General features: G+C 56.4%; 20 protein-coding genes. 4 read left to right on the top strand and 16 right to left on the bottom strand.

Features of this window, described 5'->3' with window-relative positions:
- Positions 1 to 167: 167 nt before the first annotated feature.
- The 4 genes from ghrB to ACETPC_RS14860 all read right to left on the bottom strand — a co-directional run bounded on the left by ghrB (position 168) and on the right by ACETPC_RS14860 (position 4234).
- Positions 168 to 1142: a glyoxylate/hydroxypyruvate reductase GhrB gene (gene ghrB / locus ACETPC_RS14875; protein WP_380182551.1), complete on the bottom strand. Its 975-nt coding sequence runs from the start codon at positions 1140 to 1142 to the stop codon at positions 168 to 170.
- 47 nt (positions 1143 to 1189) lie between these two features.
- Positions 1190 to 2473, bottom strand: a complete 1284-nt coding sequence (locus ACETPC_RS14870) for an MFS transporter (protein WP_380182549.1) — start codon at positions 2471 to 2473, stop codon at positions 1190 to 1192.
- A gap of 68 nt (positions 2474 to 2541) precedes the next feature.
- Positions 2542 to 3495, bottom strand: a complete 954-nt coding sequence (locus ACETPC_RS14865) for a sugar kinase (protein WP_380182547.1) — start codon at positions 3493 to 3495, stop codon at positions 2542 to 2544.
- Positions 3482 to 4234 (bottom strand): sugar phosphate isomerase/epimerase family protein, encoded by a 753-nt coding sequence (locus tag ACETPC_RS14860; RefSeq protein WP_380182545.1) that lies wholly within the window; start codon positions 4232 to 4234, stop codon positions 3482 to 3484. The genes ACETPC_RS14865 and ACETPC_RS14860 overlap by 14 nt, the downstream gene beginning before the upstream one ends.
- 431 nt (positions 4235 to 4665) lie before the next feature.
- On the opposite strand from ACETPC_RS14860, the gene ACETPC_RS14855 reads away from it, so the two are divergent.
- A complete protein-coding gene (locus ACETPC_RS14855; protein ID WP_380182543.1) occupies positions 4666 to 5619 on the top strand; it encodes a hypothetical protein in 954 nt (317 codons plus the stop codon).
- A 45-nt stretch (positions 5620 to 5664) separates the two neighbouring features.
- Here ACETPC_RS14855 and ACETPC_RS14850 read toward each other — a convergent pair whose 3' ends face one another.
- From ACETPC_RS14850 to ACETPC_RS14840, 3 genes are all read right to left on the bottom strand, one after another.
- Positions 5665 to 6687, bottom strand: a complete 1023-nt coding sequence (locus ACETPC_RS14850; protein ID WP_380182541.1) for a LacI family DNA-binding transcriptional regulator — start codon at positions 6685 to 6687, stop codon at positions 5665 to 5667.
- 175 nt (positions 6688 to 6862) lie between these two features.
- Positions 6863 to 7525, bottom strand: a complete 663-nt coding sequence (locus tag ACETPC_RS14845) for an OmpA family lipoprotein (protein ID WP_380182539.1) — start codon at positions 7523 to 7525, stop codon at positions 6863 to 6865.
- A gap of 108 nt (positions 7526 to 7633) precedes the next feature.
- Positions 7634 to 8197 carry a DNA-3-methyladenine glycosylase I gene (locus ACETPC_RS14840; RefSeq protein ID WP_380182537.1) on the bottom strand — a complete coding sequence of 188 codons (564 nt, stop codon included), beginning with the start codon at positions 8195 to 8197 and terminating at the stop codon, positions 7634 to 7636.
- A 153-nt stretch (positions 8198 to 8350) separates the two neighbouring features.
- On the opposite strand from ACETPC_RS14840, the gene ACETPC_RS14835 reads away from it, so the two are divergent.
- Positions 8351 to 10336: an autotransporter outer membrane beta-barrel domain-containing protein gene (locus ACETPC_RS14835; RefSeq protein WP_380182535.1), complete on the top strand. Its 1986-nt coding sequence runs from the start codon at positions 8351 to 8353 to the stop codon at positions 10334 to 10336.
- 3 nt (positions 10337 to 10339) lie between these two features.
- Here the strand turns inward: ACETPC_RS14835 and torA are convergent, their stop codons facing one another.
- From torA to fdnG, 8 genes are all read right to left on the bottom strand, one after another.
- On the bottom strand, positions 10340 to 12814 hold the full coding sequence (gene torA, locus ACETPC_RS14830) for a trimethylamine-N-oxide reductase TorA (protein ID WP_380182533.1): 2475 nt from the start codon (positions 12812 to 12814) through the stop codon (positions 10340 to 10342).
- Positions 12804 to 13958: a NapC/NirT family cytochrome c gene (locus ACETPC_RS14825; RefSeq protein ID WP_380182531.1), complete on the bottom strand. Its 1155-nt coding sequence runs from the start codon at positions 13956 to 13958 to the stop codon at positions 12804 to 12806. Before ACETPC_RS14825 ends, torA begins: the two co-directional genes overlap by 11 nt.
- A 114-nt stretch (positions 13959 to 14072) precedes the next feature.
- The gene (gene selB / locus ACETPC_RS14820; protein ID WP_380182529.1) at positions 14073 to 15902 is read right to left on the bottom strand and encodes a selenocysteine-specific translation elongation factor; all 1830 of its coding nucleotides are present in this window, start codon (positions 15900 to 15902) and stop codon (positions 14073 to 14075) included.
- Between the two features lie 57 nt (positions 15903 to 15959).
- Positions 15960 to 16571, bottom strand: coding sequence for a glutathione S-transferase (locus ACETPC_RS14815; RefSeq protein ID WP_380182527.1), 612 nt, complete (start codon positions 16569 to 16571; stop codon positions 15960 to 15962).
- A gap of 31 nt (positions 16572 to 16602) precedes the next feature.
- Positions 16603 to 17529: a formate dehydrogenase accessory protein FdhE gene (fdhE, locus tag ACETPC_RS14810; protein WP_380182525.1), complete on the bottom strand. Its 927-nt coding sequence runs from the start codon at positions 17527 to 17529 to the stop codon at positions 16603 to 16605.
- 12 nt (positions 17530 to 17541) lie between these two features.
- Positions 17542 to 18171 (bottom strand): formate dehydrogenase cytochrome b556 subunit, encoded by a 630-nt coding sequence (fdoI, locus tag ACETPC_RS14805; protein WP_380182523.1) that lies wholly within the window; start codon positions 18169 to 18171, stop codon positions 17542 to 17544.
- Positions 18168 to 19055, bottom strand: a complete 888-nt coding sequence (gene fdxH / locus ACETPC_RS14800; protein WP_380182521.1) for a formate dehydrogenase subunit beta — start codon at positions 19053 to 19055, stop codon at positions 18168 to 18170. The genes fdoI and fdxH overlap by 4 nt, the downstream gene beginning before the upstream one ends.
- Before the next feature lie 9 nt (positions 19056 to 19064).
- Positions 19065 to 22115, bottom strand: coding sequence for a formate dehydrogenase-N subunit alpha (gene fdnG, locus ACETPC_RS14795; protein WP_380182519.1), 3051 nt, complete (start codon positions 22113 to 22115; stop codon positions 19065 to 19067).
- Between the two features lie 217 nt (positions 22116 to 22332).
- Between fdnG and fdhD the strand changes: the two genes are divergently transcribed.
- A complete protein-coding gene (gene fdhD, locus ACETPC_RS14790) occupies positions 22333 to 23142 on the top strand; it encodes a formate dehydrogenase accessory sulfurtransferase FdhD (RefSeq protein ID WP_380182518.1) in 810 nt (269 codons plus the stop codon).
- Here the strand turns inward: fdhD and ACETPC_RS14785 are convergent.
- Positions 23139 to 23915 (bottom strand): DeoR/GlpR family DNA-binding transcription regulator, encoded by a 777-nt coding sequence (locus ACETPC_RS14785; protein ID WP_380182517.1) that lies wholly within the window; start codon positions 23913 to 23915, stop codon positions 23139 to 23141. The genes fdhD and ACETPC_RS14785 overlap by 4 nt on opposite strands.
- A 164-nt stretch (positions 23916 to 24079) precedes the next feature.
- Here ACETPC_RS14785 and ACETPC_RS14780 point away from each other — a divergent pair, with 164 nt between their 5' ends.
- Positions 24080 to 25420 (top strand): aspartate aminotransferase family protein, encoded by a 1341-nt coding sequence (locus ACETPC_RS14780; RefSeq protein ID WP_380182516.1) that lies wholly within the window; start codon positions 24080 to 24082, stop codon positions 25418 to 25420.
- The last annotated feature ends 1 nt before the right edge of the window (position 25421 follow it).

Here is a 25421-nt window from a genome sequence, read left to right as displayed (position 1 = left end):
TTTACCTAAGGGAAACAAACAAATAACAATGCGCCTTAGCGCAATTTCTCAGCAATAGCTTATTTGTTTAGCGCCTGTTTAGGCTAAGAAGGGAATTTTTACCGGGAATAAAGGTCAGGAGGGGAAAAAAACTGGCCCGAGGCATAAAGCTTATCGGGCCAGAAAACTTATTGGGCAACTTCCGGATTAACGCAGTTCTTTTCTACTTTGCCGCTCAGGGCAGCAATCAGGTTTTCTACCGCGTCTCTTGCCATGCCGTAGCGCGTTTCATGGGTTGCGGAGCCGATATGCGGCAGCGCTACAACGTTCGGCATAGAGAGCAGTGGAGAATCTTTCGGCAGCGGCTCTTTTTCGAACACGTCCAGACCGGCGGCGTGGATAGTGCCCTCTTTCAGCGCGGCGATCAGCGCTTCCTCATCAATGACCGGGCCGCGACCTGCGTTAATCAGCACGGCGGTTTTTTTCATTTTCGCCAGCTGTTCACGGCCAATCAGATGGTGCGTCTGGTCAGTCAGCGGCAGGCTGATGCAGAGGAAATCTGACTCTTTCAGCAGCGTATCCAGATCGCAGTACTGCGCGTCGAAACGCTGCTCCGCTTCTTCATGATGTTTACGGGCGTTATAAAGGATCGGCATGCCGAAACCAAGGTGCGCACGCTGCGCCAGCGCCAGACCGATACGGCCCATGCCCAGAATGCCCATTTTTTTATGGTGAACGTCGATGCCGAACCAGTCGGCGCCAATGCTGCCCTGCCATTCCCCTTTTTTCACGCGTTCGGCGGATTCCACTACGCGACGAGCGCTGGTAAGCACCAGCGCCATCATGGTATCGGCGACGGTTTCGGTCAGCACGGTGGGAGTATGCATCAGCAGCACGTTGCGCTCGGTCAGCGCGGCAATATCAAAATTGTCCACGCCAACGGAAACAGAGGAGGCGGCGCGCAGCTTCGGCGCTTTTTTCAGGAACTCCGCATCGACTTTACCGCCGGAGCCCAGGATGCCTTCGGCCTGTTGGAAAGCCTCCGCATGCTGGCTCAGGGTTTCCGGCGTCAGGCCGTTAATTTCGGTTACGTCAAAATGCTCGTCGAGCTGCGAGCGCAAATCTTGCGGCAGCTTCTTATACAGCACTACAGAAGGTTTCATTCGTGTCTCCCTGTTTCGTTAAGGAACGGGCCAACCGGCCCGTTTCATTAAGCGTGTTTAGCGCCATGCGGCATCGGGGGCTGCTTATTGGCTGCGGGCTTTACAATTAGCGTCAGCCAGACCGAGATAAGCAGCGATACGCCCATAAAGATATACGAAGCTGAAGGACTGCCGGTGGCACCATTCAGGTAGCCTACAACCCAGGAGCCCAGGAAAGAGCCAAGCGCACCCATGGCGTTGATCAGCGCCATCGCGCCGCCCGCTACGTTACGCGGCAGCATTTCCGGAATAATGGCGAAGAAAGGCCCATAAGGCGCATACATCGCTGCGCCAGCCACTACCAGCAGGCTAAACGACAGCCAGAAATTATTGGCGCCTACAAGGTATGAACCCAAAAACGCCATTGCGCCAATTAACAGCAGCGGCCAGACGAAAAGCTTGCGGTTTTGCAGCTTATCGGAAGCCCATGAAGCCAGAATCATGGCCACGGTAGCGGCCAGATAGGGCACCGCAGAGAGCCAGCCTGCCTCCACCATGCCCATCTGCATGCCGTTGCGCAGAATCGATGGCAGCCAGAGCACAAAGCCGTAAACGCCGATGCTCCAGGTAAAATACTGGATGCATAAAATAATCACATTACGCGAGCGGAAAGCCTCGCTGTAGTTGCGCACAGCCTTGATGTTTTCCTGCTCTTTTTGCAGCTGTGCCGCCAGCGCCGCTTTTTCATCGTCGCTTAGCCACTTCGCCTGGGCGGGCTTGTCCTGCACCATAAACCACCAGGCGACGGCCCAGATGACGGCCGGGATGCCCTCAAAGATAAACATTTCGCGCCAGCCGAAAGCGTTGATCAGGTAGCCGGAAACGACGGACATCCACAGTACCGTTACCGGATTCCCCAGGATCAGAAAGGTGTTGGCGCGAGAGCGTTCCGATTTAGTAAACCAGTTGCTGATGTAAATCAGCATGGCGGGCATCACCGCCGCTTCCACCACGCCCAGCACAAAACGGATTACAGCCAGCATCGGAATGTTGCTAACAACGCCTGTCAACGAGGCGCAAATGCCCCACAGCACCAGGCAGACAAAGACCAGCTTCTTGACGCTGCGGCGCTCGGCGTAAACCGCGCCGGGGATTTGAAAAAAGAAGTAACCCAGAAAGAACAGGGCGCCCAGCAACGACGACATGCCGTGGGTGATGCCCAAATCTTCGTTAATGCCGGCGGCCGAGGCAAAGCTGAAGTTAGCTCTGTCCAGGTAGGCCAGGCTGTAGGTGATAAACACGATGGGCATGATATACCACCAGCGTTTAGGCGCGATTGTCTGCTTGTTCATCGTCTGCTTCCTCTGTTGGAGGTGGCCGCGCTCTGCCTTGCGCCGCGGCTCATTATGGTTGTAGTAAACTAGAAATCGCCAAGGGCTGCGCGCGTAGGCAGTCCTTCGCTGTCGCCACTGACCTGGATCGCCAGCGAGCCGATGCGGTTGCCGCGCTTAATCGCCTGCGGCAGCGTTTTGCCTTCCAGCAGCGCGCTGATCACGCCGACAGCAAAGCCGTCGCCTGCGCCGACCGTATCTACAACGTTGGCTGTTTTAATTGCTTCGACCTGGCCTTTTTCGCCTTCAGCGGTTTTATACCAGGCGCCTTCACAACCGGTTTTGATAATCACCGCTTTGACGCCCATCGCCAGGTAAAAATCGGCGATGGCTTCCGGCTGAGCGTAGCCGGTAAGGATTTTGCCTTCGCTGATGCCGGGCATGACCCAGTCGGCATAGCCCGCCAGCGTGTTGAGCTGGGTTGCCATTTCGCGCTCGCTTGACCAGAGCACGGGACGCAAATTGGGATCGAAGGAGATTGTTTTGCCCATCCGCTTCATCTCCTGTGCCGCATGCTTTGAAAGCGCCAGCGAACTGTCGGAGATCGCCGCCGCTACGCCGCTCAGATGGAGATGGCGCGCCGAGCCGAAATAGTCACGATTAAAATCCTCAACGGAGAGGTGGCTGGCGGCGGAGCCTTTGCGAAAATACTCCACCAGCGGATCGGAGCCATCCTCCACGCGGGATTTTAACTGGAAGCCAGTAGCGTAGCGCGGGTCGGTGGTAACCTGGCGGCTGTCGACGCCCTCTTTTTCCAGCTGTTGGCGGGTAAAGCGGCCAAAGGAGTCTTTGCCCACGCGGCTTACCCAGCCGACTTTCAGCCCAAGCCGCGCCAGACCGATGGCGACGTTCAATTCGGCGCCCGCAATACGTTTGGTAAAATGCTCCGCCGCCGCCAGATCGCCGGTATCGCTGGCAATAAACATCGCCATCGCTTCACCGATAGTCACCGCATCCAGCGTGCCGTTTTCATGCATGGTCATGATTAATACCTCTGAGCAAATCAACATAGTGACGGGTGACGGCCGTCAGGTCGTCGCCTTCCAGCGGGAACTCAATGCCTCGCGGCACCGCTGGCGGCAGCAGCGCCAGGGTTTCCCGCCACAGGCTATCGGCTTTGTCCAGCTCGATAGCACGCCAGCCGTCGGCGGTCGGCGCGGCGGCTTTAACATGGATATAGCTGACGAAGCGGGCCAGACTTGTCGCCGCCTGAGTCGGATTGTCACCAACCCACAGCCAGTTGCCCATATCAAAAGTCATGCCGACAGGTTCCTTGTCAGTCAGATAACCTTCGATGGCGGCCAGCCTGCCGCAGCTGGTCTGGTCGTTTTCCACCACCAGGCGGAAAGGCTGATTGCTCAGCATGGCGTGCAAGGGCGTACAGTCCGTACCCTGTTGATAATGGCCCAATGAATATTTTATCAGGCGAGCGTTTAATTGCTTCGCTTCGGCAAAATGGCGGGTCAGATTGGGGTTTAGCTCACCTTCCGTAGTGAACAGCGCTTCCGGCACCGAGTAAAAGGCTGCCAAACTGGCATCGGCAATAGCCTTGCCCAATGCGGCAAGGTTACCGATTTCCGCTTCGCTGAGCAGTTCGCGGCGAATTTCAACGCCATCCGCGCCCGCGGCGGCAATAATCGGCACCAGGGCCTGCTGGCCGCCCAGTTCACCAATCCGCTCGTAGCCATAGGCGGCCGTAACGACAATAATTTCAGGTTGCATTTTTCCTCCGAACAGCACGGCGACGTTACAAAAACGTTAATTGGAACCGGTTCCAATAGAAAGGGGCACGGCGTGGTTTTATGATCTCGCTCACGGTCTGACCGGGATTTTGCAGCATAAAGCTGGACAAACCGTAGATGTTACAGGATGTGGCACTCTCCTGCCGTTTGGTTTGACCGGAACCCTGGCTGGCGTAGTAAAGCTTTATAGAGAAGTTAATTATCAGCGGGATTGGCTGTTAAAATGCGTTATAAATTCTGCCAAAACTAACCGTAAATATTTATTCTTTGAGGGGACGGGAATCATTACCTTATTTTTAATTTTTTTATGGTCGTTTTTTTATGGTTGCTCACCGTTTAGTTGTTAAAATATTTAATCAGGGTAGTCACTGTTTAGCATGACTTATAAATAATAAAATTAAAGGTAATAATATGATTAACTATAAACCAGGACCTGAACTTTTCTCGTCGCTTCGGATCAGAGCGGAAAATGCGCTGAATAGACTTGTTGAAAAATCTGAACAAGAAAAGAGGGTATCAACAAAAAACCTAAAAAAATGTCTTAAAGATGTGGAAAATTCACCTCTAAAGCTTCCCATCGATTTTTTGAGTACATGTCAAGAAAATTTATTTAACGTACTAGCTAATCAGAAAACAAAAAAATTTGAAAAGAAATCAAGTCTGATAAAACAAATTATCATCAGTTCAAAGTTAAAACAGTCTATTAAAAAAGAAGATATTGAGCCCCCTGTCTTGCAAAAAGAAAATGTTATTGCTCAGCCGGTAGCGGCTCCCAGGAAAGTGGCATTGTCTCATGCTGGTAGTAGGCTTTCAAAGGTTAATAGTCGTATTTCAGAAAAGACTATTTCTCCTGGCTCTTCCTCAGAAATTCATAGTATTGATTTTTATGATAACGACAATCAAAGAATCGAGCCTGCTAAAAAGGAGGTTTTAGCTGAACCGGGAGAAAACTGTATCTCTGTCGTTAATGATGGCTTCAGTAAAATATATACTAAGCATCTTAATGAAGCGAGAGATAAAATCGATACCATGATAAAGAAGTATCAAAAAAGTGAGGAAATTGACGTAACGAGAAATTTGGATGAGATCTACGATAATCAAGAAACAATACTCTACTTACTAAAAAGAATTCCAAAAGAAGAATCCGATCTGAAAAAACAGGAAAAAATAGCATCCATAAAAGAGTATCAGAGTAAGATTGGGGAAGGATTAAACGATACTCTTTCTGCTATAGATAGTCTTGGCTCTGCTCAGAATGAATTTATTATTGATGCGAAACTTACCAGAAATAATTTGATTTACGCCTTAAATGATTCCTATGATGCCTTGGATAGGTTAAATTTGCCCTCACAGCAGGCTAATTAAATTCAAAATGATTAATATACCGCCTGCGCAAGGGCAGGCAGTATTTTACGTAAATCGGGTAGAGCCGCGGATAATCAGCTCGCCGGAAAAATGCTGCTCGCACGGCGGCGTATCATCACCCTCAATGCGGCGGATTACCTGCTCCAGCGCGGCATAGCCGATCTGCCGGGTCGGCTGCTTTAGCGTGGTGATGCCGTCGCCAGCCAGTTCCGACCATACCAGCTCATCAAAGCCAAGCAGACCCAGATCTTTGCCCCAGCGCAGGCCGAGCCGCCTGAGGCTACGCGCAACCTGTAACGTGAGCGCGCCATTAACGGCCAGCACGGCACAGCGCTGATGGCGGTGACGCTGATAAAAATCTTGTAACACCCAATCCAGCCGCTTGCTGTCGCTCAGCGCGACCTCCGCCTGTTCCGCCTGCCGCTGCGGATGCTGCGCCATCGTTTCATGAAACGCTTTCAGGCGCTCATGTCGCGTGTTAACGGTGCCCAGGGGTTCAGTAATAAAGAGGACCGTTGCAAAATCTTCCTCTATCAGGTGTTCAGTCACCTGGGTGGCGGCTTCGCTATTGTTAAGCCCCACCACGTCACAGGCGAAATCAGGGATTTTACGATCAATCAGAACCATCGGCAGCAGCGACTGCTGAAGATGGCTTAGCGCTTCTTCGCGCATGCCGATGGCGTTAACCACTATGCCTTCTACCTGGTAGCTGCTCAGCAGATTCAGATAGTGTTGCTCCTGATCCACTTCGTTATTGGTGTTACACATCAGCAGAGTAAACCCCTGTGCGCGGCAGGCAGCTTCAATGCCGCACATTACATCCACGGAGTAGGGATTGGTGATATCCGCGATAATCAGGCCGATCAGCCTGGTGCGCCCGCGCTTAAGTCCTCGTGCCATCTGGCTTGGTCGGTAATTAAGTTCCGCAATGGCGGTTTCAATGCGCTGCTTCAGGTCTGCGGAAAGCAGATGTTGCTCGCCGTTGAGATAGCGAGAAACGCTGGTTTTACCGGTATTTGCTTTTTTGGCAACGTCGCTGATTGTCGCGCGTGCGGCCCTGGAGTTCATGGCGATCCTTGAACAAGTAAAAAAAGATATCGCTTCAGCCATCGCTGGACTTAATTCTTAAGATAGCGGGTATTGGCGGAAAGCGGATCGGGCCATGATAAAGCATAAGGGCGGTCTCGCCCACAATCAGGCGAAAAGAGCGAAAGGGCCGGACAAAGATTGTCCGGCCTGAAGGTTATTGCAGTGGGCTAAGCGTGATCTCGACGCGGCGGTTTTGGGCTTTGCCTTCCGCCGTGCTGTTGGAAGCGATAGGGTTATCTGGCCCCATACCGCCGGTGCGGATACGGTTGGCCGCAACGCCCTGGGTAATCAGCGAGCTGGCTACGCTGTCAGCGCGCTGCTGCGACAGGTTCATATTCAGCTGGCGGCTGCCGGTGCTGTCGGTATAACCGACAATATTCACTGCGGTTTTCGGATACTCTTTCAGTACCATGGCCACGCCGGTCAGCGTATTGGCACCAGCAGCCTTCAGCGTGCTGCTGCTGCTGTCGAATGTGACGTTATTCGGCATGTTCAGCAGAATGTTATCGCCCTGGCGGGTTACGCTGACGCCGGTGCCGCGCATTTTTTCACGCAGTTTGGCTTCCTGCACGTCCATATAGTAGCCCGCGCCGCCGCCTAATGCCGCGCCCGCAGCCGCGCCAATCAGCGCGCCTTTGCCACGATCTTTTTTGGAGGAGGAGAGTACGCCGACGCCTGCGCCCAGCGCCGCGCCCAGTCCGGCACCGATACCGGCCTTGCCCGCCTGGCGTTCGCCGGTGTAAGGATTAGTAGTACAGCCCGACAGGGCGATAGTGCCGCTCAAAACCAGAGCGAGGGTGACAAAACGTTTTTTCATAAAAAGAAATTCCTGAACAGCGGCAGACAAAAATTGCCTGAAAAAAGCGATTATGCCGATGCCGCGCGGAAAAAAAACCGTGTTGTCTTCCTAAATTGTAAAGAGTCGCTACCTGAGATTATCCGGATGGCGAAAGCAGTCTGTAGTGTGGTCACTGATTAGCCCGCAGGCCTGCATAAAGGCGTAACAGGTGGTGCTGCCGACAAATTTAAAACCACGCTTTTTTAGCGATTTAGAAAGGGCATCCGAGGTCGCGCTAAAAGTCGGCGCTTCGCGGTAGTGGCTGTAATGATGGGTTTGCGGCTGATGATCGACGCACCGCCAGATAAAATCGACAAAGTCTTCGCCCTGCGCCTCCATGGCCAGCAGTGCGCGGGCGTTGGCGATAACAGCAGTAAGCTTGCCGCGGTGGCGGATCAGGCCGCTATCCAGCATCAGCCGATCCACATCGCTTTCTTCCATCCTCGCTACCCGTTCCGGATCGAAATCGTAAAAAGCCTGCCGGTAATTTTCGCGCTTTTTCAGCACGGTCAGCCAGGAGAGGCCCGCAACCTGGCCTTCCAGGCACAGCATCTCAAACAGCGCCTGCCTGTCGGTAAGCGGCACGCCCCATTCCGTATCATGATAGGCAAGATAAAGCGGATCCTGTGTTACCCAGCCGCAGCGCTGCATGGAAAATCTCCTTATTAAAATAGGCTAAAAAATCGCCATTATCGACTTGACGTAGTACCCGGACAGGCAATAGTTATCTGACAGGTTGATGATGATAGCAACAAAATAACCGGCGTTTTATCGCCGCTTTCCGGCTCTTTTGGGGTCATTACCATGTTAAAAAAATCGCTGCGTCTGCGCGCTGTGGGAAGCGCGTTGCTGTTTTATGCCGTTTCGGCTTTGCCTGCGCTGGGCTGGGACAACCTCTATGTATTTGGCGACAGCCTGAGCGATGGCGGCAATAATGGCCGCTTTACCTGGGACGGCAGCCGCCATCCGCTGTATGACGAAATTCTGGCCGCAAAAATCAATCAGTCGTTACAGCCTTCCAGCGCAGGCGGCAATAATTATGCCGTGGGCAGCGCGGTGGCTTCGCCGCTGCTTGATGCCGATAACAATACGGCCAGCCAGGTGGCGACTTATCTGGCGGCCAATGGCGGCGAAGCGGATGGCGACGGGCTTTATATCCACTGGATCGGTGGCAACGATTTGGCTGCGGCAGCGCTGAATCCGCTGCAGGCGGAAAGCATTGTTAGCGGTAGCGCTTTCGCCGCCTCGGCTCAGGTTCAACAATTGCTGGCAGCCGGAGCAGGAACGGTAATAGTGCCAACCGTGCCCAATATTGGCGCTTCACCAGCACTGCTGGAAGCGGTGATTCAGGTTGGGCTGGCGCCTGTAGCCAGTGCGGCGCTGACCACGGCATTCGACTCGCTGAACGGACAGACAACGCCAGATCTTAACAGCCGCAACCAGGCTATCTATCAGGCGCTGTATGCCGCGGCTGGGCAGGCCAGCAGTGTGGCCGCTGTACAGCAGGCGATAGCCAGCCAGCTCTACGAGGCCTGGCAAAGCCTCAGCGGCCAGGCCAGCGCGCTGACCGATAGCTACAACCAGCAGGAAGAGAGCCGGCTGGCGCAGCTTAGCGGCAATATCGTGCGGGTGGATGTTAACGGTCTTTTTAATGAAATCCTCAGCGACCCGGCGCGCTATGGATTAACCAACACTGCGGGCATGGCCTGTCCGCCCGGCGTTTCGGCGGCGGTTTGCAGCACGGACACGCCCGGTTTTTCCAGCGAGCAGGCTTATCTGTTTGCCGATCGTCTGCATCCCGGCCCTTCCACGCATCAGCTGATTGCCGACTATATCCAGTCTGTGCTGGACGCGCCTGCGCAGGTCGTGGCGCTGAATCAGGCGACGCTGGCTCTTGCACGCAGCGCGCGCGCCACTTTGGACAGCCGATTGCAGCAGCAGCGCCACAGCGATAATCAGCAGGGGTCGATTGGTATTTTCGGCGGCTATGCCGGACAGCATTACGATTATGCCGCTAATCTGGCAGCAGGCGACGGCAATGCCACTGGCCACAACCTGACGCTGGGCGTGGACTACAAGCTGACCGACGATCTGCTGGTCGGCGCGCTGGTCTCCGGTTCGGACGATGCGCAGCATCCCTCATCACGCTTCGATTATAAGCTGCGCGGCTGGCTCTTTTCGGCATACAGCGAGCTTTCCTTTCTGCAGGACGGCTGGGTAAATGTGGATGCGCACTATGCCTTTGCTAACTATCAGGACATTGAACGCAGCTTTTCGATTGGCCCGGCGGAGCGGACGGAGAAGGGCGACACCGAGGGTAAACAGGTCGGCGCGCGCATCACTGCCGGTTGGGATATTCCGTTAGGCGAGCGGTTTACCACCGGCCCGACGGCGCAGTATGCGCTGGATTACAGCACGGTGGATGGCTACAGCGAAAAGGGCGAAGACAGCACCGCGATGCGCTTCGCCGATCAGAATTATCATTCGCAGATCGGCGCCGTAGGCTGGCGGCTGGATTCGACGCTGGGCTGGATCAGTCCCTGGGCCGAGGTCAGCTATAACCATCAGTTCGGCGATGATGTCTGGCGTGCGGGCGGCGGGATAAAATCTACCCGCACCTCATTTGTGCGCGACACCGCCCGCCAGGACAGTAACTGGACGGAAGTCACCGTCGGCGCAAATCTGCCGCTGGGCGACAGCGCGGCGGCTTTCGCCTCGGTGTCGCAAACCGGCGGCCTCAGCTCTGGCGAACAATTTATCTATAACCTGGGCGTCAGCGCACGTTTCTGAGCGCTAGCGTGCGCTTTCCGGCACCGCATGAGCCGTGTTCGGCGGCGGTGCACTCGTGAACTTTTCTACTTCCAGCTGCGCCATTTGCCCGCAGTTGCCCTGCGCCAGCCGCGAGCTGCCGAGATCGAACGTCAGGCAGTTGACGTTGCCATTTTTGCACAGCGTTTTCGGCTCGGCGGGATCGGCCGGATCGTACCAGGCGCCTTCGCTGATGCGTACCACGCCCGGACGAATATCTTCAGTGACGCGCGCGCCGACCAGGATCTGTCCGCGATCGTTAAAGGCTCTGACCAGATCGCCGGAGCGGATCTTGCGGGCTGCGGCATCGCGCGGATGGATCAGGATCGCTTCGCGATCGCTGACGGCCTGTTGCTGGCGCAGCGGCGTATTATCCAGTTGGGAATGCAGGCGGTTGGTCGGATGCGCGGTGTTCAGCGATAGCGGATAGCGCTGCGCCTGTGGGCTGCCATGCCACTCATACGGCGGCTGCCAGCCTGGCAGGCCCGCGCAGTCTTCATACTGCATAGCGGCGATGGTTCTGGAGTAAATTTCAATTTTGCCGCTGGGCGTGCCGAGCGGGTTAAGCAGCGGATCGGCGCGGAAATCGGCAAAACGAACCCATTTTTTGTTCTCCTGCGGCACGGGAAAGCGGATGTAGTTGTTGGACTGCCAGAACAGATCGAACGGCGGCAGCGGCACGCCCGCGTTTCTGGCCTGCTGTTTCATGTTGTCATACAGCGTTTTCAGCCACAGCATTTCGTCCCGGCCTTCGGTAAAAGCCTGCTCAACGCCGAGCCTGGCCGCAATCGCCTGGAAAATAGCGAAGTCGCTGCGTGCCTGGTGCTGTGGCGGTACGCATTGCTGCATAGGGAACAAGTAAAGCTGCGAGTAATCGCCGCCCATATCCATATCGTTACGCTCGTAGCTGGTAGTGCTGGGCAGTACGATATCGGCATGGCGAGCGGTGGCCGTCCAGTAAGGCTCCTGTACCACGATAGTTTCCGGCCTTTGCCAGGCCTGGAGCAGATTATTGGTATCCTGATGGTGATGGAAAGGGTTGCCGCCCGCCACGTAAACCATTTTGACGTCAGGATAGGTGATTTGTTTGCCGTTGAAAGCGATGGTTTTGCCGGGATTAGCCAGGCAGTCGGCGATGCGGGCCACCGGGATCGGCGACGGCGAACCGGCAGGCGCGACACCAGCGCTGATGCCGGAAAGAATGCCGCCTCTGGCCGTCGGGCTGCCGCCGGAAGAGTAGTGATAGCTGAAGCCAAAGCCGCCACCCGGCAGGCCAATCTGCCCGAGCATGGCGGCCAGCGTTACCAGCAACCAGTGTGGCTGCTCGCCGCGGTGCTGGCGCTGGATACCCCAACCGCCCATGATCATCGTGCGCTGGCCTGCCATCCGCCTTGCCAGCTGCCGCAGCTGCTCTGGCGCGACGCCGCAAATCTCGCTTGCCCACTCCGCGCTTTTGGCTACGCCGTCGCTTTCGCCCAGCAGGTAGGCGCGAAACATCTCAAAACCGGTGGTGTAGCGGGCAAGAAAAGCGGCGTCATGAAGTTTCTCTACCAGCAGCGTGTGCGCCAGGCCCAGAATCATCGCGGAGTCGGTATAGGCTTTTGGCGCTATCCATTCGGCGTTCAGCGCTCTGGCGCTGTCGTTAAAGACCGGATCGATACAGATAACCGGCGTGCCTTTGGCGGCCAGCGCCTTAAAACCCTCCAGCCCGACATGATCCGGCACGTTCCAGCTGTTTTTTAGCGTGACCAGCGGATTGCAGCCCCACAGCACCACCAGCTCGCTGTTTTCCACCACTACTGGCCAGGTGGTTTGCTGCTCGTAAACCTCCATCGAGCCCACGACGTGCGACATAATGACCTGCGCCGCGCCGGTAGAGTAGTCGCCGCTATAGCCTAAAAATCCGCCCGCCAGGTTCATCAGGCGATGCAGCAGCGCGCGGCAGTTATGCAGCATGCCGGTGCTTTTCCAGCCGTAGGATCCGGCGTAGATAGCGGAAGGGCCGTACGTTTGCTGTAGCCTGCGAATTTCACCAGCAACCAGCTCCGTGGCTTTCTCCCAGCTGACTTTGACCCATTTATCGCGGCCGCGCAGCGCCGTTTTGCCGCCCGGCCCGTTTTCCAGCCAGCTTTGCCGCACCATCGGCGCGGTGATGCGATTAGCGGCGTGCACCTGATAAGGCGCCATGGCTATCAGCTCGTTGGGAAAAGGATCGTCCTGGATGGGCTGCACGCCTACCATTTTCCCGTTTTCTATCAGCGCTTCGAAAGCGCCCCAGTGCGCGGCGGTCAGGATGCCTTTTTTGGCGGGCCTGAGTGCCGTAAACAGCGGCATCGCCTGGCTGATGGCCTGCGCCAGCACGGACCTGCTGTAGAGTAAATCGAGTGAGCCGGCGGCCAGCAGCGTGCTGCCCGCGGCCAGAAAACTGCGGCGGCTAAGGCTGAACCTGTTATTTTTCATGAGCTTCTCCCTGTTCATCTGCTGTCATATCGCTGGCGTGCTGCTGCACATAACGCGTCAGCAGGCGTAGCTGCTCTGTATCCAGCGAGGTGCGCGAAGCCATTCCCTTGATAACGCCTGTCCACTGATTGGCCGTGTAGTGATCGGGCGCGGTCAGTCCGTGGCAGCCCGTACAGTTATCAGCCATCAGGCTGGCGGCGTACTGCCAGAGTTTTTCCCGATCGGGGATCAGCGTGTCGCTGGCGACCCGTAGCCGCAGCGAAACGCGATGCCAGCGCGTTTCTGTCTGATTTTCCTGCTCCGTGGCGAGGATTTTTATCTGCGAAGCGGCTTCGGGGGCGACTATGGCGCTGATAACGCGTTTGCCTTTGGCGGCGTAGATTGCGCCGGGCGCACCTTGCTGCTGCCAGCCTGTAAGCTCGGCTTCGGTGCGGCCGTTTTCATGCCGCAGCGGCATCAGTTTTGCTGCCGGAAAAAGCGTACCTGCGGCAAGAGCGTTATCCGACGTTAGGGTAAAAGGCTGCGTGCTGATGGTATAAAGCGGTTGAGTGTCGGTTTTGGCTGTCGAGGCCAGCGTAATGAGCTGGGCCGCGCCAGAAGCATTACTGGCGCGCATATCTGGCAGAATATGCGCCACGCCGCGATGGCAGTCGATGCAGGTTTGACCTTCTTTCAACGCAACGGGATGTGCCTTGCGCGCCTCAGGCCGCTGGCCCAGCATATCCATCGCGGCATAGCTATGGCAGCTGCGGCAGGTTGCGGAATCTTCCGCCTTCATCTTTCGCCAGACCGATTCCGCCATCGCCAGCTTGCGGGCATTGTATTGCTCTTCCGTCGCCAGCCTGCCGGTCAGCTCGCCCAGCAAATCTTTGCTTGCGCCCAGCTTGGTCGCCATCCAGGCTAAAGGCTGTTCGGGAATATGACAGTCGGCGCATTCGGCGCGAATACCGGCATGATTCTGGAAGTGGACGCTGCCCTGATACTCCGCCAGCGCTCTTTGCATGCTGTGGCAGGAGACGCAGAAAGCGGTATCGCTGGTTTTATGCAGCGCCACCGCGCCGCCTGCTATCACCAGCAGCGTAGCGAAGGCCACCAGCATAATAAACAGTGCGATTCGCCAGCGGCGCTTGCTGAAAAAGCTCATATCAACTCCTGTCATTTTTCTCCATAAAAAAACAGGGTTACTTATCCCATAAAATGACCGGGCTAAATTTGTGGCGTATCAATAAGGCAAGCGTCAGGAAGGAAAAGGTGAGGATCAGGGGAACATAGTGTCGTCGCGTAAAAGATGGTCATTGCCCTGACGATGGGTAAAACCGCTGCGGTCAAAAAATTCCAGAATCTGTACAGCCAGTTTGCGGCCCATATTGAACAGGTCGCGGAAATTCGCAGCGCTGGTGGGCAATCCTTGCTGATGTCGCTGGCGAATGGCAGCGGCGAAATGCTCGATTTTCTCGCGGGAGTAGTAACGATCCTGAACAATAGCGAGAATTTTCCCGCTGTTGGCTACTTTTTCCAGCATTTTACCCGTTAAGATTTCGTCTGCGTCCAGCCTGGCCGCTATATCCCGCAGCCACCAAACATCTTCCTTAAACAGCGGGGCGGCCTGCTGCCACAGCTTTTGTTCCTGCGGCGTAAAGCGAGCGGCAAAATCCGGCAGCCGCAGCCAGCCGTGATGCTGGTTCAGCATGCCTTTGGCAAGCAGAAGATCGATAATTGCCAGCCCGATCGCTTCCGGCAGGCCAGGCAGGGCAATGCGCCTCAGGCGGCTCCGTCCCAGGCCCGGCCGCTCCTGATGCTCGCGGTGATAATCGGTCAGCTTCGCCAGTAGCTGTTGCTGCCACTGCTCTGTGGTTCCCGCCAGCAGCAAATAATTTTCCGCCTCAACAGGGTTAATAGCGCTTAACGCGCGCGCGAATCCTTCGGCGGTTAGCTGCCTTGCCCAGGCCAGATGTGACTTGATCCAGGGCTGGGCCTGAAGCAGGAGCCGCAACGCCGCCTCATCACTTTGCGCTTCGGCCAGCCGTTGCAGCCAGTCCGGTTGCTGCCTGTCGCGCTTTTTCGGCGTCAGTAGCACTACGCGTGCGCCAGCCAGAGTTTGCCGTGCAGCGCCATCACGTAGAATTAGCCGATCGTTATCTGCCAGCCATAATGGCTTATCCAGTATCAGCTCTGCCAGATTCTCCTGTATCGGCACGACGCGCCCGGTGATATGGCTGGCAGCGTGATGAATATGCAGTTGCTGCGCCTGTTTCAGAGGCTGTAGCTGCTGCAACGCCACGATAACGCGCTCTGAGAGCACGGCCGGCGGTTCTTCCAGCAGCCAGTCGCCGCGCGACAGCTCGCTTTTTTCCACGCCGCCGATAAGATTTAGCGCAAGGCGCTGGCCGCCGTACGCAACGCTGACAGGCTGGTTTTGCGCCTGTAGCCCCTGCACGCGGACGCTTTTGTTTATGCCAGTGAGCCAAAGTTTGTCGCCCACGCGAACGTTGCCGCCCAGCGCGGTTCCCGTCACTACGGTGCCGATGCCCGGTACGCTAAAGGCGCGATCGATTGCCAGACGAAACCGCTTATGGGAATCGATCACGCGCGGGGGTAACTGGCTGATATGATCGGCCAGGGCGCTGATACCTTCGGTGTTCAGCGCGCTGGTAACGAACAGGTCGACGTCCGGCCAGCCCATCAGCGCGGTTAGTTCTTTAAGCTGCCGCGCCGTTTCGTCAATGTGGGAAATATCGGCCAGGTCGGATTTAGTGATAACCAGAGTCAGCGGCGGCTGGCCGCTCAGCCGAAGGATCGCCAGGTGTTCACGGGTCTGCGGCATGATACCGTCATCGGCCGCTACGGCCAGCAGCGCATGATCCAGGCCGCCGATGCCGCTAAGCATATTGCCAAGGTATTTTTGATGGCCCGGCACATCGATGAAGCTAAGGGTGCGTCCATCCGGCCGCGGCCACCAGGCATAATTAAGATCTGTGGTTCTGTCGCCCGCTTTTTCTCCCGGTAGCCGATCGAGATCGGCACCGGTCAACGCGCGAAGCAAGGTAGTTTTACCATGCTCCAGATGACCCGCATTGATAATGACCATTAACGGTCGGTTCTCTCAGCATACCGGGAAACAGCAGCGAATTTTTTCATGGCTGGCTCAGGCCGTCGGCGGTACCGTGCGGGCAAAGCTTTCCCGCTGGAACATTTTTTCCGCCAGTTTGACCAGCGCGGGCCGCTCTACGCACCAGTTAGGCATTACGCGACGGAAGTTAAGGAAGCCGATCAGGCAGGCGGCGGCGATGTCTGCCAGATTAATGGTTTCGCTGTTCAGCGTAACACCTTTAGCGGCTTCTTTTTCCAGCGCATCCAGACCACGCAGAATTTTTTCGCGCTGGCGCAGCAGCTGGCTTTCCATCTGTAGCTCCGGCGGCCGCATCTGCTCGCGTAGCAGAATGACCGCCGCGTCGCCGATGCCGTCCGCCAGCGCCTCCAGCTGCTGCACTTTCAGCGCCGCCAGCCGGTCGTGCGGCATCAGCGCAGGCGCGATATCCAGCTGCTCCAGGTAAGCCGCAATAATGTGCGAGTCGTACCAGACTTCTTCCGGCCCGATTACCAGCGCAGGTATTTTGCCCAGGGGATTGTAGTGCGGAACGTGGCTTTCTTCGGTCCAGGGCGATTCATTGATAAATTCAAAGGTAATGCCTTTTTCCAGCATGATGACCGAAATTTTCCGTACAAACGGGCTGGTATAGCTGCCGATCAATTTCATAACGCAACTCCCCTTTTAAAACAGGTTGGGTCTATTCTCCCGGAAACAGGAAAGGATTCAGGCTACTGCGGGAGAAGCCTTCCTGTTCCATGCGGGCGTCCAGCACCAGCGAGGCGAGATCGTCGGCGACAGGTTCCACAGCCGGATCTTTCTCCTGATAAAGCAGTTTCATGTAGGTGCCGCAGTCGCCGCAGCTTTCCGCTTTGATTGACGCGCCTTCGCTTTCCAGCGACCAGTAGTGAAGATCCTGCGCCTGTTCGCAATTGCTGCATTTAGCGCGTGCTACGTGCCATTCGCTCTCGCACAGATTGCAGTGCAGATAGCGCAGGCCGCCCTGCTGCGTATCCATATGCACTACGCCGGATACCGGCACGCTGCCGCAAACCGGACAGAACTGCCGCTGCTCACCATATTCTGCTCGCGCTTTGCCAGGGATCAGCGCTGCCATTTGCGCCCAGTAAATCGAGAGCGCCGCCCAGACAAAGGGCGATTTATCACTGCCGATCTGCGAAAAATCATTAGCAAACAGCGCGGATGCCATCGCTTCCAGCTCGGGAACAGAAGCTTTTTCCAGATTTTCCAGTACCGCCAGCGCCTGGCCGGACATCTCCGGCTTCAGTTCGGCGATCAGTGAGTGCAGGAGTCGCTGCCAGTGCGGGTCGCGCGGCAGGGTTTCGATATCCAGCGGCGGCTTGCCGAGGCGCGCAGCTTCCGCCAGGCGCGCCTGTAAATCCAGCCGCAGAGGATGATCGTAAAGCACGATCTCCTGCGCGCTGGCGATAACGGCGGCAAAACGCAGGTAGTCACCCAGCGGGTTTTTTTCCGCCAGTTGACGCAGTCTTGCGGCGCGGCGGGCGTATAAATTTTTCAGCCTGGGGAAAAGTAACGGCGGAATCATCTCCGCCGTTTTTATTTCGCCTTTTTCCAGCTGCTCCTGCGGGATTATGCGAATAGTCATTAAGATATCCTGTTATTTTTGGCGAGGGTGTCGCTGTCGGAGCATGCGATACCAGCGCGGATGATGCTTGTGCGCCCAGCGATCGGTTACCCAGCCTTCTACCATCGCTGTCAGGGTACCTTTTACCCATAACGCGGCGTAGACGTGCACCAGAATAACGACAATCAGTGCCGTAGCCGAAACCGAGTGCACCAGTAGCGCCACGCGGATCACCGGGATAGCGAAAGCGTCAGCGAAATAGGGCCGCCAGATGACGATACCGCTGGCCAGCAGCAGCAGCAAACTGGCGATAGCGGCCCAGAAAACGCACTTCTGTCCAAAATTATAGCGTCCGGTATCGCCAACTTCCTCGTTAAGGGCAATTTTATGAATATTTTTTGCCCATACCAGGTCTTCGCGCTCCGGTAGATTGTGACGCCAGTAACGGAAAAACATCAGCATAAAGGCGAAAAACATCACCGCGCCGATAAAGGGATGCAGCAGACGTGCCAGCTGCGGCGTGCCCAATACGTGCATTAGCCAGTTTAGCGACGGGAATAAAAACCCCAGGCCGCTGACGGCAGCAAACATAAAGCAGAGCGCGACTACCCAGTGATTAAGCCGCTCCGGCGCGCTATAGCGCTGTATGCGATTGGGCTTCATGGCTGTTCCTCACTATCCTGTTCTTCCTCTTCAACCCGGTTAGGGCCAACGCCAACATAATGAAACAGGCTGACAGCGAAAGTGGCGGCGAAACCGATCGCGGCCAGCGGTTTCCAGATGCCTTTCCAGAAAGTGACCGCCGGGCTGATGCAGGGATTTTCCGGCAGGCCATGATAGAGCTGCGGCTCATCGGCATGATGCAGTACGTACATTACATGGGTGCCGCCGACGCCTGCGGGATCGTACAGGCCCGCATTAGCGTAACCACGGGTTTTCAGTTCGCTGACGCGTTCTGCCGCCAGATAGTGCATCGCCTCTTTACTGCCGAAATGAATCGCGCCGGTCGGGCAGGTTTTGACGCAGGCAGGCTCCTGGCCTACGGCGACGCGATCGACACACAGCGTGCATTTATAGGCGCGGTTGTCCTCTTGATTCAGTCTTGGCACGTTGAACGGACAGCCCGCGATACAGTAGGCGCAGCCGATGCAGTGCTCCGACTGAAAATCCACGATGCCATTGGCGTACTGGATAATCGCGCCTTCCGCCGGGCAGGCTTTCAGGCAGCCCGGATCGGCGCAGTGCATGCAGCCATCCTTACGGATCAGCCATTCCAGCCTGCCGTGCGCTTCCGTTTCTGAAAAACGCATGACCGTCCAGGCTTTGGCGCTTAAATCCATGGGATTATCGTAAACGCCCTGGTTGATGCCAACTTCCGCGCGGATGTCGTTCCATTCGGAACAGGCTACCTGGCAGGCTTTGCAGCCGATGCAGGTGGTAACGTCGATTAGCTTCGCCACCTCCTGCTGATGATCTCTTGCCCGCGGCGGCGGCGTGGCGGCGCTGGTGGCGGAACGGCGGAGAATATTTTGCGTTTGCAGTGACACAGGCTCTCCTTAGATTCTCTCGACGTTAACAAGAAAGGCTTTATATTCCGGCGTTTGCGAGTTGGCATCGCCAACCGAAGGCGTCAGGGTATTGGCAAGAAACCCTTTTTGGGCGCTGCCTTCAAAGCCCCAGTGGCAGGGAATGCCAATGGTATCGACGGTTTTACCGTCAATAGGCAGCCGCCGCAGGCGCTTAGTGACCACGGCTCTGGCTTTGATATAGCCACGCTGTGAGCTGACCCTGACCCAGTCGCCCGCCCGAATACCTTTTTCCTCTGCCAGCTCCGCGCCGATTTCAACAAACTGCTCTGGCTGCGCTATAGCGTTTAACAGCGCGTGCTTTGTCCAGTGGCGGAAAAGCTCGGTGATGGAGTAGGTAGTGGCAACGCAGGGAAATTGCTCAGCGCGGCCCAGCGCGGCGGCATCTGCTTTAAACAGCCGTGCGACAGGACTGTAAACCACGGCAGGATGTAGGGGATGAGTACCCGTAGGGCTTTCCAGCGGTTCATAGTGTTCGGGGAAAGGGCCGTCGCTGAGCTTGTCGAGCGCGAACAGATGGCCCATGCCGTCCGGCAGCATGATAAAAGGCCCAACTTTCTGCTGCGGCGGCGTGGCGACAGGATAATCCGGCACGTCCAGGCCCTGCCAGCGCTGACCATTCCATTCCAGCAGCGGCCGCCGGGGATCCCAGGCTTTGCCCTGCGCGTCGGCCGAGGCGCGGTTGTAGAGAATACGGCGATTCAGCGGCCAGGCCCAGGCCCAGCCGTTGACGGCGCCCAAACCGGAAGGATCGGCGTTATCACGTCGCGCCATCTGGTTGCCGCTTTCCGTCCAGCTTCCTGCATAGATCCAGCAGGCGCAGGCGGTGCTGCCATCATCCCGCAGTTCGGCGAACGAGTTAAGCTGCTGGCCTTTTTTCAGCATCAACCGGCCTTCGCCATCTAAAATATCCGCCAGCGCTTTGCCGTTGTTCTCGCGGGCTACCTCTTCCGGCGCGGGCGACCAGGGATCGCTATAGTCCCAGCTCATCGCCAACAAGGGTTCCGGTGCCGTACCGCCTTCGCGGCGGTAAAGCTCACGCAGGCGCAGGAAAATATTGCCTAAAATCCGGCCGTCATGCAGCGCTTCGCCAGGCGGTTCAGCGGCGGCCCAGTGCCACTGTAAGCAGCGGGAAGAGTTGGCGACAGCGCCTTCCTCTTCGGCAAAACAGGAAGAAGGCAGGCGAAAGACTTCCGTTTGAATGGCAGCGGGATCCACATCGTTAAACTCGCCGTGATGTTGCCAGAAGCTGGCAGTTTCCGTGCTGAGCGGATCGATCACCACCATATATTTCAGGGTGGAGAAAGCGCGGATAGCTTTGTTTTTATCGGGGAAAGCGGCCAGCGGGTTAAAGCCCTGGATCAGATAGCCGTTGAATTTCCCCTGGGTCATCATTTCGGCCTGAGTCAGGCAGTCATAGCTTTTATCCCACTTCGGCAGCCAGTCGAAACCCCAACTGTTCTCTTTTTGCGCCCGCTCGCCGTAAAAGCTTTTCATCAGGCTGACAAAGAATTTAGCGGTGTTTTGCCAGTAGTTGACCTGATCCGGCAGAATGTTGCCTGGCGTAGCCTGCTGCAAATAGCTTTCCAGCGTGGTCTGCTTTTCGGAAGGCAATGTTAAATAGCCCGGCAGGCTTTGCGAAAGCAGGCCAAGATCGGTAAAACCTTGTACATTGGAGTGGCCGCGCAGCGCGTTGATGCCGCCGCCCATCATGCCGATATTGCCCAGCAGCAGCTGCACTATCGCCGCCGCGCGGATAATCTGCGAGCCGTTGGAATGGTGCGTCCAGCCCAGCGCGTAGAGAATGCTGGCGGTGCGGTCGACGGCGCTGGTTTCGGCAAGGTGATGACAAATGGCCAGAAAATCATCCTGTGGCGTGCCGCAAACACGATGAACCAGCTCTGGCGTATAGCGGCTGGCGTGCGCTTTTAATAAGTTCAGGACGCAGCGCGGATGGCTCAGCGAGTCGTCGCGCCTGGCATAGCCCTGTTCATCCCGCTCGTATTGCCAGCCCGTTTTGTCGTACTGACGTTTTTCGGTGTCGTAGCCGCTGAACAGGCCTTCGTTAAAACTGTAGTTTTCGCTGACGATGAGCGTCGCATTAGTAAAATGCGTGACATATTCTCGCTGGATGCGCTCGTGCGTCAGCAGATAATTTACCACGCCCATTAAGAAAGCGGCGTCGCTCCCGGCGCGGATAGGCGCGTAGATATCAGCCACGGCTGCCGAGCGGTTAAAGCGCGGATCGACCACAATAACTTTCGCGCCGTTGCGGATTTTTGCCTCTGTTACCCACTTGAAGCCGACCGGATGCGCCTCCGCCGGATTGCCGCCCATAATCAGAATAAGATTGGCGTTTTTAATATCGTTCCAGTTATTAGTCATAGCACCGCGGCCAAAAGTCGGCGCCAGTGCTGAAACCGTGGAGCCATGGCAAAGTCGTGCCTGGTTATCGATCGCCAGCAGGCCCAGCGCGCGGGCGAATTTTTGATCGAGCAGTCCGGTTTCGTTGCTGGCTGCCGAAGAGCAGAGCATGCCGGTAGTCAGCCAGCGATTGACGGTGACGCCTTTGGCATTTTTTGTTTGAAAGTTGGCATCACGATCGGCTTTCATTAACCGGGCAATGCGATCGAAAGCTTCTTCCCAGCTAATGCGCTGCCAGCGGTCGGAACCGGGCGCGCGGTATTCCGGATATTTTAAGCGCTGCTCGCTGTGGATATAGTCCAGCACGCCAGCGCCTTTGGGGCAGAGCGAGCCACGGCTGACCGGATGATCGGGGTCGCCTTCGATATGATAAATAGAAGAAACGGCATTTTTGGCGCCGTCGCCAAGGCTGTAAATCAGCATGCCGCAGCCTACAGAACAGTAAGTACAGTTATTGCGGGTTTCCCGGCTGCGGAGAAGTTTATAGTTGCGGATCGCGCCTGCGGCGGGCAGCGGCGTAAAGCCGAGCAGGGCCAGTGACGTTCCTGCCATGCCGCCCGCGCAAATTTTGAAAAAGCCTCGTCTGTTTACCTGCATATCCTTAGCCTGCGTTTTATTCCGTAAGCGGGCAAAATAGCAGCATGCAAAAGGCAAAAATTGATGTGGATCAAACAGGTTGCTTTTTGTGCTTTTTAGCGCAGGAAAAGAATCTTGCGCTGATTAATGTTTTGCGGTCGGCAGCCTGCAGGTTCAAAATTGCAGGCGGAAAATAGCGACGGCCCGGTGCCGGACAGCAGAAAGACAGGTGGGCGAAATGAGTCAGTCAGATGAGCAGGTTAAAACAGGCGTCAGCCAGGTAGCGGTGTGGCAGCGCGGCGCGCTGGAGGCGGCAAAAGAGGACTGGCTGGCGGACGAAGTGCCGGTGGCGCTGGTTTACAACGGCATTTCTCACGTGGTGATGATGGCTACGCCAAAAGATCTGGAGGCTTTCGCCCTCGGTTTTTCGCTTTCTGAAGGCATTATCGGCGCGCCCGGCGATATCTACGGCATCGACATCCAGCCTTCATGCGGCGGATTGGAGGTACAGATAGAGATTTCCAGCCGCCGCTTTATGGGCTTAAAAGAGCAGCGGCGCGCAATGGCGGGTCGTACCGGCTGCGGCGTTTGCGGCGTGGAACAGCTGGCGGAAATCGGCAAGCCGATAACGCCGCTGCCTTTTACCCAGACTTTTGCGCTGGATCGGCTGGATACGGCGCTGGCGCAGCTGAAAAGCTGCCAGCCAGTCGGCCAGCTTACCGGCTGTACGCATGCGGCTGCCTGGATACAGCCAGACGGCAATCTGGCGGGCGGCTGCGAAGACGTAGGCCGTCATGTTGCCCTGGATAAGCTGCTGGGTTTGCGTAGCCGTGAAGATAACTGGCAACAGGGCGCGGTGCTGGTTTCCAGCCGAGCCAGCTACGAGATGGTGCAGAAATCGGCAATGTGCGGCGTGGAAATCCTGTTTGCCGTGTCTGCCGCCACTAAACTGGCGGTCGAGGTAGCACAGCGCAGTAACCTGACGCTGGTTGGCTTCAGCAAGCCGGGTCGCGCGACCGTTTATACGCATCCGCAGAGGCTGGTTTAAGCCACTACCACTTTCGGCAGCACCTTTTCCAGCCCGGCAAAAGCCTGCGTGCCTTTAGCGCCGCTATCGGTCACTAACATAGCTATCTGCGTAATGCTGGCGTACTGCATCCGGCTACCGTGGCCCAGTTTGCCGTGGTCGGCCAGTAGTATTGTCTGGCTGGCCTGGCGAACCATAGCGCGGGCGATGGCCGCTTCATAAGGATGGAAGCTGCTGGCGCCGTCTCTGGCGTCAATGCCTGTCGGTGACAGCATGGCTACGTCTGCCCGGTAACGGTGGATTTCCTCTACGGTTAGTTCACCGCGCGTTTCCTGCGCGCCAGCCTGTATATTGCCGCCCAGCAGGATAATAGCGTTTTGAAGCTGCCCGCCTTCTTCTGCGGCGGAAAGTTTCAGCGCGGCTTGCAGGCTGTTGGTGATAATAGTCAGGCCGGACATAGTGCGCAGCTCTTCCGCCAGCATGGTTGTGGTACTGCCCGCGTCGATAAACAGCGTTTGCCCCGGTTTCAACAGGCCTACGGCGGCACGGGCGATAGCGCGTTTTTCCCTGGCGCGCGCTTCGCTGCGTACGCTAAGCGGCGGCTCTGGTTCAGCCTCAAGCGCCATTAGGCCACCGTGTACGCGGCGAGCCGCGCCCAGCGCTTCCAGTTCAATAATGTCTCTTCTGGCTGTTTCGCGTGAAACGCCTAACTCATTGATAATACGCTCGGTGCTGACGTGACCCAGCGTGGCGAGCAGCGCGCGAATACGATGCAGGCGCGTTTCCTGAAGCATTATGGATTTCCTTAACCGAACAGGTAGACCAGCCTAACCGACAACGGGCCGCTCTGCATATGTATTTTATTGTATTTGTGTATTTGGTTGCATTTTTTATAAAAGTCGCCATGATGAACAGAGACGGGCCGCACGCCCTCCATCCTTTCGCAACGGGAGTTATCATGGCTACACGTTCGACCATTATGGATACCAACAGTTTTCGCGCAGAGCACGCCGCCAGCCTGGATGCCGATGTGCGACAGCTTACCGATAAACGCAGCAAAGTGCTGGGTGAATCCTACCGGCTGTTTTACCGCAAGCCGGTGCATCTGGTGCGGGGCGAAGGGCAATATCTGTGGGATGCAGCCGGAGAAAAATATCTCGATGCCTACAACAATGTTGCCAGTATCGGACACTGCCATCCGGCGGTAATCGATGCGGTGTACCAGCAAATGCAGCAGCTTAATACTCATACCCGTTACCTGCATGAGCGCATTCTCGATTATTCAGAAGATTTGCTGGCGACTATGCCTGGTGAGATCGATCGGGCAATGTATATGTGTACTGGTTCGGAAGCGAACGATCTGGCTATCCGCGTGGCGCGGGCGTTCAGCGGCGGCACGGGGATTATCGTTAGCCAGGAAGCCTATCACGGTACCAGCGACCTGACTTCCGGCGTGTCGCCTGCTTTGGGATCTGGCCAGCCGCTGGCAGCCACTACACGTTTGGTTGCGCCGCCCGATCGCTATCGCGTGACCGCGCCAGATCTGGGCGACTGGTTCGCCGGAGAAATTCAGCGGCAGATTGATGATATGGCCGCACATGGCATTAAGTTCGCTGGTTTCCTCGCTGATTCCATTTTCTCTTCCGACGGCGTTCTGCCTGGCCCGAAAGGCTTCCTGCAAAAAGCGATTGAGGTAGTGCATAAAAACGGCGGCATTTTTATCGCCGATGAGGTGCAGCCCGGCTTTGCCCGCACCGGCGAGGCGTTCTGGGGCTTTGCGCGCCATGACGTGGTGCCGGATATCGTCACTACCGGCAAGCCGATGGGCAACGGTATTCCGGTTTCCGCGCTGCTGGCGAAAAGCGATGTGCTGGCCGCTTTTAGCGATGATATTCCTTACTTCAATACCTTCGGCGGCAACCCGGTGGCGATGGCGGCGGCTCAGGCGGTACTGAAAGTGATTAAAGAAGAGCAGTTGCAGGAGCACAGCCGCGTAGTGGGCGGAAAATTATTGCAAGAGCTGCTAACGCTGAAAGATAAATATGAATGCGTAGGCGATGTACGCGGCGCGGGGTTGTTTATCGGCTTTGAGCTGGTAAAAGACAAGGAAAGCAAAACGCCGGACAAGCAGCTGGCATTGGACGTTACCGAAAAGCTGCGCGAAAACCGTGTGCTGACCTCGGTAGCCGGGCCTTACGGCAACGTGCTGAAATTGCGCCCGCCGTTGGCTTTCCAGCAAAGTGATATCGACTGGCTGGTTGGCGCACTGGATAAATCTCTTAGCGCCGCGCTGCGTTAAG

This window comes from Pantoea sp. sgz302252 (assembly GCF_042610525.1).
Classification (GTDB): domain Bacteria; phylum Pseudomonadota; class Gammaproteobacteria; order Enterobacterales; family Enterobacteriaceae; genus Erwinia.
The sequence above is the reverse complement of the archived record's forward strand: the minus strand, read 5'-3'. Positions and strand labels throughout refer to the sequence as shown.

What these genes read in the sequence shown, in the direction of transcription:
- ACETPC_RS14855 (WP_380182543.1), top strand. Translation starts at nt 4,666, where the DNA reads ATGATTAACTATAAACCAGGACCTGAACTTTTCTCGTCGCTTCGGATC.
- ACETPC_RS14870 (WP_380182549.1), bottom strand. Translation starts at nt 2,473, where the DNA reads ATGAACAAGCAGACAATCGCGCCTAAACGCTGGTGGTATATCATGCCC.
- ACETPC_RS14825 (WP_380182531.1), bottom strand. Translation starts at nt 13,958, where the DNA reads ATGAGCTTTTTCAGCAAGCGCCGCTGGCGAATCGCACTGTTTATTATG.
- ghrB (WP_380182551.1), bottom strand. Translation starts at nt 1,142, where the DNA reads ATGAAACCTTCTGTAGTGCTGTATAAGAAGCTGCCGCAAGATTTGCGC.
- ACETPC_RS14850 (WP_380182541.1), bottom strand. Translation starts at nt 6,687, where the DNA reads ATGAACTCCAGGGCCGCACGCGCGACAATCAGCGACGTTGCCAAAAAA.
- selB (WP_380182529.1), bottom strand. Translation starts at nt 15,902, where the DNA reads ATGGTCATTATCAATGCGGGTCATCTGGAGCATGGTAAAACTACCTTG.
- torA (WP_380182533.1), bottom strand. Translation starts at nt 12,814, where the DNA reads ATGAAAAATAACAGGTTCAGCCTTAGCCGCCGCAGTTTTCTGGCCGCG.
- ACETPC_RS14845 (WP_380182539.1), bottom strand. Translation starts at nt 7,525, where the DNA reads ATGAAAAAACGTTTTGTCACCCTCGCTCTGGTTTTGAGCGGCACTATC.
- ACETPC_RS14865 (WP_380182547.1), bottom strand. Translation starts at nt 3,495, where the DNA reads ATGACCATGCATGAAAACGGCACGCTGGATGCGGTGACTATCGGTGAA.
- ACETPC_RS14835 (WP_380182535.1), top strand. Translation starts at nt 8,351, where the DNA reads ATGTTAAAAAAATCGCTGCGTCTGCGCGCTGTGGGAAGCGCGTTGCTG.
- ACETPC_RS14815 (WP_380182527.1), bottom strand. Translation starts at nt 16,571, where the DNA reads ATGAAATTGATCGGCAGCTATACCAGCCCGTTTGTACGGAAAATTTCG.
- ACETPC_RS14860 (WP_380182545.1), bottom strand. Translation starts at nt 4,234, where the DNA reads ATGCAACCTGAAATTATTGTCGTTACGGCCGCCTATGGCTACGAGCGG.
- ACETPC_RS14780 (WP_380182516.1), top strand. Translation starts at nt 24,080, where the DNA reads ATGGCTACACGTTCGACCATTATGGATACCAACAGTTTTCGCGCAGAG.
- fdhD (WP_380182518.1), top strand. Translation starts at nt 22,333, where the DNA reads ATGAGTCAGTCAGATGAGCAGGTTAAAACAGGCGTCAGCCAGGTAGCG.
- fdhE (WP_380182525.1), bottom strand. Translation starts at nt 17,529, where the DNA reads ATGACTATTCGCATAATCCCGCAGGAGCAGCTGGAAAAAGGCGAAATA.
- ACETPC_RS14840 (WP_380182537.1), bottom strand. Translation starts at nt 8,197, where the DNA reads ATGCAGCGCTGCGGCTGGGTAACACAGGATCCGCTTTATCTTGCCTAT.
- ACETPC_RS14785 (WP_380182517.1), bottom strand. Translation starts at nt 23,915, where the DNA reads ATGCTTCAGGAAACGCGCCTGCATCGTATTCGCGCGCTGCTCGCCACG.
- fdoI (WP_380182523.1), bottom strand. Translation starts at nt 18,171, where the DNA reads ATGAAGCCCAATCGCATACAGCGCTATAGCGCGCCGGAGCGGCTTAAT.
- fdnG (WP_380182519.1), bottom strand. Translation starts at nt 22,115, where the DNA reads ATGCAGGTAAACAGACGAGGCTTTTTCAAAATTTGCGCGGGCGGCATG.